Below are 11,989 nucleotides of genomic sequence, written 5' to 3' on the forward strand. Positions count from 1 at the left end.
GGTAAACACATGAGCGATATCGAAATTGAATCACAACTAGTTAACTTTGTAGAAAAAGTACGTGTTAGCGAAGTAATTTGGGCACTTGGTGCAGAAGATAATGGCTTTGTAGTGTGCGATTCTAACCAATTTGACGAAACTGACGTACTACTGCTTTGGGAAAGTGAAGAAGCAGCTAAAGCGCAATGTAAAGAAGAGTGGAAAGACTACAGCCCTGTAGAAATAAATCTTGATGAATTTTTAGATGCATGGGTTGAAGATTTAAATGAAGATAACGCACTTGTTGGCATTAACTGGAATGATGACCAAGTATGTACAGAGATTGAACCTACTGGTTTAGCTCGCGCTTTAAGTGAGTAATACTTTATACGCTTTATTTTAAGAGCGGATAAAACCCGACTAGCATCTACTGCTAGTTGGGTATAAAATAAAACACATCATTATTTTCAAGGTATTACGTTGAAAACCCATCTTGGTCGCCGGCCCTTTTCAGCCATGGAACTGCACACTCTTTATAATGGATATATATACGGTGATTTTAAAGTTGCACGTGAGCAACCAAAACACTGGCATTTTTGGCTTCCTCTAATTGCATATTATAGCGGTGCTTATAGCGATGAGATTGGTTACTTAACGCTTGATGATCTGTCTCTTGAAAAAGATGTCTTATGTTTTAATTTTCATACTCACGGTAAGATAAAACCTCGCTTAGTTCCTGTGCATCAGGCACTTATAGATGCCGGGTTTAATGAATATTTAGCATTCATGAAATCACAAAATCAACAACGATTAATGTTCGACTTACCCGCTAAAACTGGCAGATACAGTGAAAAAGTCCGTATTTGGTTTTCAGGTGAAGGTGAGCGAGCCGGCTATTTACAAAAGTGTGATATACCAAACGTTGATCAACTCGGTATGAAAACAGCAATAAGCAGCCTTCGTCTTAACTTTGAGCAACAAGTGCGTATCCATGCTCTGCAAGCCAACTCTAAAGACGCCTTTAATTACCTCATGGGATTTAACGAATACCCACACAATGAATTTAAGGACGTGCTTTTATTAAATAACGTGATCCAAAAAATACGTATAATTAACTCACACCTGCATTGGCAGCGTTTTATAACACGCGAAAGCCACTGACAAACTTTGTTACTATTTCCCCTTAAAGTCACCGTTATAATCAATTACTCTATTAAAAAAAACTGTTAGGATATCTAACCCCCTAATAATATGAGCATAAAAAAGCCTATTTAGGGTAGTTTCTAACAACAACAATCTAGGGATCACTATGTTTCTTAAAAGCCTCTTAACAGTGAGCGTTGCTTTGGCAATGGGTGCTGCAAACGCTAACGAATTCGTTATTGAAAAACTCGCAAAACCAAGTTCTCAACAGGTATCGTTAACACTCGATCCGAGCCAAGATACATTCACAGGGATAACTGAGATTTCCCTAGAAGTACTAAAACCAACAAAATACATTGAATTAAATGGCGTAGCTTACGCTGTTAAAATGGCGCAACTGCTTGGCGACGAAAACTGTGACTTAAACAACGAAATGCTTAAAACAGGTAAAGTTAAATTTAGCTGTGATGAGCAAATCCAACCAGGTAAATATACCCTTAAAGTTGATTTTTCAGCGCCATATAATCGTCAAAGCGTTGGTTTATACAAAACGTTAGACCAAGGCACACCTTATTTATTTACTCAATTTGAAATGAGTGATGCACGCCGTGCATTTCCTGTTTTTGATGAGCCAAGTTACAAAATTCCATTTCAGTTAACGATTACTGCACCTACATCACAAAAAGTATATTCAAATACGCCAGAACTAAAAACAACGGTTGATGGCGATATGACCACACACTTTTTTGATAAAACGCCGCCAATTCCTTCATACTTAGTCGCGATGGCTGTTGGCCCATTTGAAGAATTAGATATTAAAGGCATGCCAATTCCTGGTCGTGTAATTACCCCTCAAGGTAAAATTCACTTAGCCCAATACGCAAAAGAAAACATGCCAAAAGTACTGGGCGCACTTGAAGCGTATTTTGGTATTCCTTACGTTTACAAAAAATTAGACTCAGTAGCGGTACCAGAGTTTCCATTTGGCGCAATGGAAAACTCAGGCTTAGTAACCTACCGAGAAGATATTTTATTAGTTGATTTAGCTGCAGCAACACGCAGTAAAAAACAGCGTAATGTATCAATTATTGCTCATGAACTTGCTCACCAATGGTACGGTAATTTAGTAACCATGAAATGGTGGAACGACTTATGGTTAAACGAAGCGTTTGCTAGCTGGATGGCTGCAAAAATTACTAAGCAGCTTAACCCTGAGTTTGAATCGCACTTAGACCTGCCACAAAACAACGTAATGGCACTTGATGCACGCCTAAGCACCAAGCCTATTCGTAAGCCAATTAAAACCGAAGCCGACATTATGGACGGTTTAGGTCTTGCTTACAGTAAAGGCAGCTCAGTACTTGCTATGGTTGAAAACTGGATTGGCGAAGATGCATTTCAAAAAGGTATTCAAAGTTATTTAAAAGAGTTTTCATATAAAAATGCAGAAGCGGCCGACTTATGGGAAGCACTTGGTAAAGCATCAAATAAAGACGTAGCGAGTGTTTTAAAATCGTTTATTGAGCAATCTTCTTTCCCACTAGTTAAAGTAACTCAACAAGGTAGCAAAGTAACTATTTCACAAAGCCGCTTTGTAAACGCAGGCGTTGATGCGCCAGAGCAGCTATGGAATGTACCTGTTGCAATTAAATATGGTGCTGGCGATAAAGTAAAAACAGCAAACGTATTACTTAATAAACAAAGCCAAACACTAGATTTAGACTTTGAACCAGAGTGGATTTATCCTGACCAAGGTGCATTAGGCTACTACCGCTGGGTAATGGATGATGCACAATTTAGCGCACTTGTTAAAAAGGCGCCAAGCGTACTGAGTGACCGTGAACGCTTAGCGTTACTATCTGCTACTGATGCGCTACTTGATGCTGGTGTTATATCTGCTGCTAAGTTAATGCAAACACTTGAAGTGTTCGTAAGCGATAGCCACCCTCGCGTAGCAAATACCGCACTAGGTTACTTAGTGTCGCAACAGCGCACTTTTAAAGACGATAGCAATAAAGACCTATGGCCTGAATTTATTCGCGGTGCAGTAACGCCTGCTGCTAAAAAATATGGTTTAGAAGCAAAAGCGGGTGAAGATGGTGCTATTGCACAACTTCGTGCAGCCGTTGTATCACGCTTAGGTTTTGATGGTGAAGATCAAAACGTCATCAATAAAGCCAAAGAACAAACGCAGGTTTATTTAAATGATCCACAAAAAGTAGACCCATACTTAGCGGGTACGTACTTAACTCTTGCTGCTTTTCATGGTGACAAAGCGCTGCTTGATCAATTCATGACAACGTTTAAAACGACTAAAGATCCGCAAGTACGCACAAACATGCTTGCAGCTATGGGCTTTTTTGGTAAACCTGAGTTACAAAAAGCGGTATTAGCTTATAGCTTAACGGATGAAGTAACGGCATCTGACATGCGTACTATTTTGTCAGGTCAAAGTTACACAGATGAGCGCCAAGCGTTATTTATTGATTGGGTTTACAGTAACTACGATAAAGTAACAGCAAGCTTACCGCCTTTCTTTATTCCTAACTTGCCGTACTTTACAACTGCAAGCTGTGATGCAGAAAGCTTAGCGACAACAAAAACCTTCTTTAACGAAAAAGTAGCTGATGTAGCTGGTTACGCTCGTACATTAAGTAAGCTTGAAGAAAGCACAAACGATTGTATCGCGCTTAAAACACGTGAACTTGAATCGGTTAATAGCTTTTTAAAAAGTAAGTAATTATTAGGTTTATTGAGCTATAAAAATACAAAAGCCGCTGAATATAAATTCAGCGGCTTTTTACTTTTTATATAAAATTAGTTGCCAATAATCATAGTTAGCTTGGCTATAAAATCTTTGGCTGCTTGCTCAGAGTTTATTTTAAACGCAACACCGTAGTGAATAGGTTGAGCGCTTTTAAAAATGCGCGTAGGAAAGCGTGTCATCTCACTGCTATGGAAGTACCCTTGCGCACGTGTTACGCCATCTATATCATTAAAATCATCACTAAATACTTCAAATGCAGGGCGAATTACTATTTTACCCTTGCCGCTTTCGCTGTGGGTATAAAATGCTTCTTTAGAGTTTACTAACATGTACTCTGCAATATTTTTAATCTTAAAATTACTTCTGCACTGTAATTTAATGAGCTGTTCTGTCAGCTCGTCTGCACTATAAGCCACGTGTAATCCCTATTAGTTAATTTGCGTATTAGATTAACGCATACACACAATAAAATCTGAATTTATTTGTCTGCTTTACTTTGTTATATCACATACAAAAGCGAGTTTTTCATTGTTGTAACTCATTCTTGTTATATTTGTTTCGCAGTAGGTGCTTAAATTAAGCCATTGCGATACTTCATCACTTCCATCAAGTTTACGCTGATAAACGCGGTTTTTAATAGCATAAGCAATGGTCGCATTATCCTTTAAAATAAAATCTTGAACTTGAGCCGGTAACCTTAATAGGTCTTCAACTTGTTTATCTTGTGGATTAAAACTCGCTAAAATGTGTTGCTCGTTTTTAGTGTAACTAAATAAAAATGCAGCCATTGAGTTGTTATAAATAAGCGTTCGGCCAATATTACTGGCAGCTATTTCCCCCTTCGCTTGTGCAACAGAAGTATATTGAAGAGTGTGAGGCTTTCCTAAAATAAACATCACTAAATCATTTTGGACACCCCATGCATGGTATCCAACAGGTTCAATCCAATCAAAAATACGACTTGGCGCATCTTCATTTTTGAGTGGGTAATGCCACAATTTTTGCTTACCGTCAGCTTCTACAACAATCGCTGATATCGCATCACCACTTGGCATAACCGTTGGCGAATATTCGCTTACAGGAGAGTTAGTTATATTGGTAACTTTTTTTGATGTTAAATCGTAATAAGCAATATCAGTTTGGCTTTGCCCTTTATTAATTACTTCATGAGTAAAGTATAAACCTGTACTTGTTAAGTGCGGTTGGTTGTTATAACTATTTTTATCGCTCACTATACTAACTTGTACCCCGAAAGGTGTATTTAAATCAGCAAGTAATACTTGGCTTTTTGGCATGCTAGCCTGCACCACTATTGGGCTCAGCGCTGCTATAGAAAATAATCCAAGTAATGGTTTAATAAGTTTCATGCTTTCTCTCGTTTTAATTTTAAGCACCTCATGATAACGTTATTTGCTGATGGCGTCACTTGAGCTAAGTCAGTCAACTCTTAAGATACCCAAACGACTTAAAATAATGTTAAGTTTAGTCTGGTTATAAAACCTGGCCCTAAAAAGAGAATTAACATGTCAGCTAAAAATCCTATTATTGCGATTACGGGTTCATCTGGTGCGGGTACAACCACCACAACGAATGCAATTAAACATATTTTCCGTAGCCTTAATATTCAAGCGGCTTTTGTCGAAGGAGATAGCTTTCATCGTTACACTCGCCCCGAAATGGATAAAAAAGTTCGAGAAGCACAACAAGAAGGTAAACATATTAGTTACTTTGGCCGAGAGGCCAATGACTTTGGCGCTTTAAAAACGTTGTTTGAAAACTATAGCGAAACAGGTCAAGGAAAGTTACGCCGCTACTTACATACCTTTGATGAAGCCGTTCCGTATAATCAATTACCAGGTACATTTACACCTTGGCAAGATCTTGACCATAATACTGACATTTTGTTTTATGAAGGGTTACACGGTGGTGTAGTTGATCAAGATGTAGACGTTGCAAAGCATGTCGATTTATTAATAGGCATGGTTCCAATTATTAACCTTGAGTGGATTCAAAAATTAATACGCGACACATCCGAACGAGGCCACTCTCGCGAAGCGGTTATGGGCTCTATTGTACGCAGTATGGATGATTATATTAATCATATAACCCCTCAGTTTTCTCGTACCCATATTAATTTTCAACGCGTGCCGACCGTTGATACATCAAACCCATTTAGCGCCAAAGATATTCCATCTCTTGATGAAAGCTTTGTAGTTATTCGCTTTAGGGGTATTGATGATGTTGATTTTCCTTATTATTTACGGATGATCGAAGGCAGTTTTATGTCTCGTATTAATACGCTTGTAGTACCAGGGGGCAAAATGGGCTTAGCTATGGAGCTGGTTCTTACTCCACTTATTAAAGATATTATTTTGAAAAAGCGTGCACTGGAAAACTTAGCACCTTTGGATATACCTATTTAACTCCTCTTCTAAGATTGAGCTCTCTCACGTACACTGCTGATTTTAGTAACAATAAGGGACATTGTGTTGTACTCATTAAAAATTATTGTGGGTTCTAAAAACCCTGTCAAAATTAACGCGGCTAAACATATTTTTGCAATGTATTTCCCTAAACATGAAATTGATTGCCAAGGTGTTGATGCTCCATCCAATGTGCCAGATCAACCTATTGGCGAAGAAGAAACACGTGTTGGCGCACAAAACCGTGTTAATTATTGTAAAGAGCACCACCAAGCTCACTATTACGTTGCAATGGAAGGCGGTGCAGAGCAATTTAGCTATGGTGCAGCAACCTTTGCTTACGTTGTTATTGATAATGCCTTAAATCAAGTTGTAGGGCGTAGCAGCAACCTTCCTCTACCCCAAGTACTTTATAATGCATTACTTAAAGGTGAAGAACTTGGCGATGTAATGGACAAAGCATTTAATACCACCAACGTTAAACAAAAAGGTGGCGCTATTGGTCTACTTACCAACAATCATGCCACGCGCGAAAGTACCTATACACAAGCACTCACTTTAGCTATGGCGCCTTTTTTACACCCTGAGCTATACGGCCAAACAAATTAATTTAGGAAGTTTAATGAAGTACAACTATGTATTGTTTGATGCAGACGAAACCTTATTTAGGTTTGATATTTTAGCGGGCATGACTCGCATGTTTAAAGCTTACAACGTAGATTTTAGCCAAGACGATTATATTCATTATCAAAAAACCAATAAGCAGCTGTGGGTTGATTATCAAAATGGCACTATTAGCGCAGATTACTTACAAGTAACACGCTTTAATGAGTGGGCTTCAAAACTTAATGTGCCAGCAAAAGAGCTAAACGATGCTTTTTTAGATTCTATGGCGCAAATTTGCGAGCCATTACCTGGTGCTATTGAGCTTTTAAATAAACTTAAGCCAAATGCTAGATTAGGTATTATTACTAACGGATTTGCCCGCTTACAAACCGTACGCCTTGAGCATACTGGCTTAAAAGATATGTTTGAATGGTTAGTAATATCTGAACTTGTGGGTATAGCAAAACCAAATAAAGCGATTTTTGAGCACACATTTGAGCTAATGGGTAACCCTGATAAAAGCGAGATACTTATGGTGGGTGATACTGCTGCAAGCGACATACTTGGCGGCAACAATGCAGGTATTGATACTTGCTGGTTACAACACCCTGGTGAGCAATTAGCCGAAGGAATAAAGCCAACTTATACAGTAACTCATTTAAATCAGTTACAAGATCTTTTAGAGTTATAATAGAGTAAATTTTACGCAAAAAAAATGACGCTAATTAGCGTCATTTTTTATAACTGTTTGCGAGCTGTTCATTTGCTGCTTTTAGGCTGGAGCTAACTCAAGACCGGGTGCAGGCATCGTCACAGGCGTTTCAAATGTTGCCCACTCCCATGCTGACTCTGTAGCCATAATTTTACGAAGTAATTTATTATTTAAATCATGACCCGATTTAAATGCAGTTACTTTACCTAAAAGATTATGACCTGTCATAAACATGTCACCAACACAGTCTAATATCTTGTGCTTAACAAACTCATCGCTATAACGTAAGCCATTAGGATTTAAAACTTTGAATTCATCAAGTACCACAGCACTATCCATGCTACCACCTAGCGCTAGGTTGTTTGCATGCATGTATTCAATATCTTTCATAAATCCAAAAGTACGCGCACGGCTAATTTCTTCAATAAAGCTTTGCGTTGTTATATCCAACCCAATACGTTGGCGACTTTCATTGATAGCTGGGTGGTTAAATGCAATCTCAAAGTCGATATGAAAACCATCATATGGTTCAACTTCAGCCCACTTGCCATCTTCTTCAATGCGTACTTTTTCTTTAATACGGATAAAGCGTTTAGCAACGTTTTGTTCTTCAATTCCGCCTTTTTGTAACAGATATATAAATGGTAATGCACTACCATCCATAATCGGCACTTCTGAGCTGTCCAATTCTACAATTAGATTATCAATGCCCATTGCAGCAACAGCTGCAATAAGATGCTCAGTAGTTGATAAGCGAACACCATCTTTGTTAATTAAACAGGTACACAACTGCGTATCACCAACGGCTTCAGGTGTTGTTTCAAAATCAACAACCGGATCAAGGTCGACACGACGAAATACAATCCCAGTATTTGCGCTCGCAGGTCGGAGAGTTATTGTGACCTTCTCACCTTTATGAAGTCCAATTCCTATGGCTTTGACTACTTGTGCAATCGTACGCTGTTTAATCATAGGTATGCTCACTTTTAAATCAGTTACAGTTAGACGGCGGATTTTAACATAAATCCTTTTGCCTTTCAACATTTGTATATATTTCAAACAAAAGTATTATTAAATGTTAATCTGCCTGCTTACGTAAAAAAGCGGGAATATCAAAATAATCACCACCTTCTGATTTATCTGCTTTTTTACTATTTTGCGCTGAAGAACTTGAACTGCTTGAACTCGTTGAAGGCGCTTTTTCTTTACTTTGCGCTTGCTCTTTAGTCGTATTTTCTTCAGTGTTTGTATCTTGGCTTGCAAAGCTTGGTACGTACATACTGCTCGTTTGGTTTGATGTGCTTGCAACATCAGAACCTGATGCTTTTTTAAAGCCGTTATCAACAATACCAAACTGTGGACGACGATCACCGCCTAAACCAGTTGCAACAACCGTTACACGTAGCTCATCAGTCATTTCTGGGTCGATTACCGCACCAACAACAACCGTTGCGTTTTCTGACGCAAGTGCTTTAACGTGATTACCAACAATTTCAAATTCTTCAATCGCAATGTCCATACCAGCGGTAATATTAACTAAGATACCTTTAGCACCTGTTAAATCAACGTCTTCTAGTAGTGGGCTTGAGATAGCGGCTTCTGCAGCTTCTTGTGCACGATCAGGACCTGACGCAGACGCCGTTCCCATCATTGCAGTACCCATTGCAGACATTACTGTTCTAACATCGGCGAAATCCACGTTAATTAAACCAGAACGTGTAATTAGCTCTGCTATACCTTGTACCGCACCAAATAATACGTCATTAGCTTTAGCGAAGGCATCTAGAAGTGTAGTCCCTTTCCCTAAAACTTTAAGCAATTTATTGTTAGGAATTGTAATAAGTGAATCTACAATTTCTGACAATTCATTAATGCCTTGTTCAGCGGCTGCTGCACGTTTTTTACCTTCAAAATCAAAAGGACGTGTTACAACTGCAACGGTTAAAATACCGAGTTCTTTAGCAATTTTAGCAACTACCGGTGCAGCACCAGTACCTGTACCACCGCCCATACCGGCTGCAATAAATACCATATCGGCGCCTTCAAGGCTGGCACGAATTGTATCTGCATCTTCTTCAGCCGACTTACGGCCTACTTCAGGGTTTGCGCCCGCACCCAACCCAGAGGTTATTTGTGTGCCTAGTTGAACTGTAATATCGGCAGCAGAGTTACGTAATGCTTGCGCATCCGTATTAGCGGCTATAAAACGCACGCCTTCTATTTGTTGTTTTACCATGTGCTCAACAGCGTTACCGCCACCACCGCCCACGCCGATTACTTTTATTACAGCTTCTTCGCTGTGTTGTTCCATTATATCAAACATGTTTACTCTCCGACTTGAGTCTTAAAACTCGCCTTGGAACCATTTAGTAATGCGGTTCCACCAATTATTGTTATCCTCTGCTTTCGACTTTTGTGCATTCATCGATTGCATGGTACGCCCGTATTGTAACAAACCAACAGCGGTTGCGTACGAAGGATCATCTACATAGTCTGTCAAACCAACCATCCCGATTGGTTTGCCTATTCTTACTGGCATTTGGAAGATGTCTTCTGCCACTTCCATAGCGCCAGTCATTTTAGCAGTTCCGCCTGTTATAACGAGACCTGCCGCAATTTGGTCTTCTAAGCCTGAACGACGAATTTCTTCCATCGCAAGCTCAAATAATTCTCTAAAACGAGGCTCTACCACCTCAGATAATGTATGGCGCGACATTAACCTTGCTGGTCGTCCGCCTACACTTGGTACTTCAATTGTGTCTTCGCTACTTGCCATTTGGCTACTAGCACATGCGTATTGTACTTTGAGTGACTCTGCATGTGATATAGGTGTGCGAAATATTTTTGCAATATCACCAGTAACTTGGTTACCCGCTACAGGTATAACCGCAGAGTGACGAAGTGCGCCATTGATATAAATGGTGATATCCATAGTACCGCCACCAATATCAAGTACTGCAACACCTAGCTCTTTTTCGTCATCTGTTAGTACAGAATAACATGACGCAAGTGCAGTAAAGATAAGTTGATCGACTTCAAGACCACAGCGTTCTACACATTTTTCGATATTTTTTGCCATATCGTTTGAGCACGTAATGATATGTGCACGCGCTTCCATACGAACGCCGCTCATGCCTAGTGGGTTTTTAATGCCCTCTTGCATATCAATGCTGTATTCTTGCGGCAATGCATGCAGCATTTTACGCTCTGCTGAAATAGGCACAGAACGCGCAATATGTATTACGTTTTCAATATCTTCGTCAGTGACTTCGGTGTTATTGATTGCCACCACACCACTTTCGTTTTGACACTGTATATGTTTGCCAGAAATACCCAAATACACAGAGCTTATACGACAATCAGCCATTAACTCGGCCTCGTCTATTGCTCGTCGAATAGACTCAGACACTAAGTTTAAATCGTTAACGCCGCCTTTATCCATACCATGAGATACTTGGCTGCCCACACCAACAATGCTGAGCTTGTTATCTGCGGTGATTTCACCTACCGTGGCAACCACTTTCGAGGTGCCAACGTCTAATCCTATTACTAGGTTTCTTTCTGCTGACTTAGTCATGCCTTACTCTTATTTTGTAATTGTTCTTCTTGCATTGGCTTAAAGCTTACTGCAAGGCCGGTATCATACCGTAAATCGATTGTATCTACTTGTGCATCTGCACGTTGTTCCATTCGTGGATAAACGTCTATAAAACGTTGTACACGCTTGGCTTTATCTTTACGTCCTAAATTTAAGCGAATCCCGTTATCTAGCCAAAGTTGCCACGAAAAACGCTCCGATAATGCCAAACTTGTTAATGTTAAACCATTAACTCTGAGCATTTCATCAAATTGCTTAAAAGCAACCCACGCCTCTTCTTCGCTACCTTCTGGGCCATATAACTGCGGTAAGTTATCATCTAACTTATCGCTGCTGGCTTGAAATGCTTGGCCACTTTGGTTGAGCAACAAGTCGCTATTCCAGTGGGCAACTACTTCATGTTCAACTACATACACCTGTATAGTATCAGGCCATTGTTTACGTACCGAAGCGGTAGCAACCCAAGGCAAGTCTTGAACTAGCTGCTGCACGTGCTTAACATCAAGTTCAAAAAAACTACTTAAATCGGCTTTTTTAATTGCTTTTATAATTGCCGTTTCATCTGTGTATTTGGGATGCCCTTGCACTGTAAGGTGCTTAATTTGAGCATCTTTATTTTCAACTAACCAATCAGATACACCGGTGGTTATTTGTACTAAGCCTATAACCACAACCAGAAAAAAACTCACTCCAAAAATCAGCGACCAATTAAAGTTAAGTTGCTGTTTTAGTTGTTGAGCTTTTTCTAAAAGGGGATGCAT

At 39.5% G+C, this 11,989-nt stretch carries 12 protein-coding genes; 6 read left to right on the forward strand and 6 right to left on the reverse strand.

Annotation, left to right across the window (positions count from 1 at the left end; all coding sequences use genetic code 11):
- The first annotated feature begins 9 nt into the window (after window positions 1-9).
- The 3 genes from ABX891_RS15140 to ABX891_RS15150 all read left to right on the forward strand — a co-directional run bounded on the left by ABX891_RS15140 (window position 10) and on the right by ABX891_RS15150 (window position 3,862).
- The gene (locus ABX891_RS15140) at window positions 10-360 is read left to right on the forward strand and encodes a DUF2750 domain-containing protein (protein WP_002958007.1); all 351 of its coding nucleotides are present in this window, start codon (window positions 10-12) and stop codon (window positions 358-360) included.
- Window positions 361-459: 99 nt separating this feature from the next.
- Window positions 460-1,140 carry a site-specific integrase gene (locus ABX891_RS15145; RefSeq protein ID WP_024605975.1) on the forward strand — a complete coding sequence of 227 codons (681 nt, stop codon included), beginning with the start codon at window positions 460-462 and terminating at the stop codon, window positions 1,138-1,140.
- 148 nt (window positions 1,141-1,288) lie between these two features.
- Window positions 1,289-3,862: a M1 family metallopeptidase gene (locus ABX891_RS15150; RefSeq protein WP_350587559.1), complete on the forward strand. Its 2,574-nt coding sequence runs from the start codon at window positions 1,289-1,291 to the stop codon at window positions 3,860-3,862.
- A 77-nt stretch (window positions 3,863-3,939) separates the two neighbouring features.
- On the opposite strand, the gene ABX891_RS15155 is transcribed toward ABX891_RS15150, so the two are convergent.
- Window positions 3,940-4,305, reverse strand: a complete 366-nt coding sequence (locus ABX891_RS15155) for a hypothetical protein (protein WP_007376965.1) — start codon at window positions 4,303-4,305, stop codon at window positions 3,940-3,942.
- Window positions 4,306-4,380: 75 nt separating this feature from the next.
- A complete protein-coding gene (locus ABX891_RS15160) occupies window positions 4,381-5,256 on the reverse strand; it encodes a TolB-like translocation protein (RefSeq protein ID WP_024595175.1) in 876 nt (291 codons plus the stop codon).
- Window positions 5,257-5,412: 156 nt separating this feature from the next.
- Between ABX891_RS15160 and ABX891_RS15165 the strand changes: the two genes are divergently transcribed.
- The 3 genes from ABX891_RS15165 (at window position 5,413) to yjjG (ending at window position 7,609) form a co-directional block, all read left to right on the forward strand.
- A complete protein-coding gene (locus tag ABX891_RS15165) occupies window positions 5,413-6,312 on the forward strand; it encodes a phosphoribulokinase (protein ID WP_002958002.1) in 900 nt (299 codons plus the stop codon).
- Between the two features lie 63 nt (window positions 6,313-6,375).
- Window positions 6,376-6,921, forward strand: coding sequence for an inosine/xanthosine triphosphatase (gene yjjX / locus ABX891_RS15170; protein ID WP_139015375.1), 546 nt, complete (start codon window positions 6,376-6,378; stop codon window positions 6,919-6,921).
- Between the two features lie 13 nt (window positions 6,922-6,934).
- Entirely contained in the window at window positions 6,935-7,609 is a 675-nt protein-coding gene (yjjG, locus tag ABX891_RS15175; RefSeq protein ID WP_024595173.1) for a pyrimidine 5'-nucleotidase, read from the forward strand.
- Window positions 7,610-7,690: 81 nt separating this feature from the next.
- Here yjjG and lpxC read toward each other — a convergent pair whose 3' ends face one another.
- From lpxC to ABX891_RS15195, 4 genes are all read right to left on the reverse strand, one after another.
- Window positions 7,691-8,602 (reverse strand): UDP-3-O-acyl-N-acetylglucosamine deacetylase, encoded by a 912-nt coding sequence (lpxC, locus tag ABX891_RS15180; protein WP_002957999.1) that lies wholly within the window; start codon window positions 8,600-8,602, stop codon window positions 7,691-7,693.
- A gap of 106 nt (window positions 8,603-8,708) precedes the next feature.
- Complete coding sequence (ftsZ, locus tag ABX891_RS15185; RefSeq protein WP_002957998.1) at window positions 8,709-9,953, reverse strand: cell division protein FtsZ; 1,245 nt, start codon at window positions 9,951-9,953, stop codon at window positions 8,709-8,711.
- 21 nt (window positions 9,954-9,974) lie between these two features.
- On the reverse strand, window positions 9,975-11,207 hold the full coding sequence (gene ftsA, locus ABX891_RS15190) for a cell division protein FtsA (protein WP_007582937.1): 1,233 nt from the start codon (window positions 11,205-11,207) through the stop codon (window positions 9,975-9,977).
- Window positions 11,204-11,989 carry a cell division protein FtsQ/DivIB gene (locus tag ABX891_RS15195; RefSeq protein ID WP_002957996.1) on the reverse strand — a complete coding sequence of 262 codons (786 nt, stop codon included), beginning with the start codon at window positions 11,987-11,989 and terminating at the stop codon, window positions 11,204-11,206. Before ABX891_RS15195 ends, ftsA begins: the two co-directional genes overlap by 4 nt.

This window comes from Pseudoalteromonas sp. NCIMB 1079 (assembly GCF_040567695.1).
Taxonomy (GTDB): Bacteria; Pseudomonadota; Gammaproteobacteria; order Enterobacterales; family Alteromonadaceae; genus Pseudoalteromonas; species Pseudoalteromonas distincta.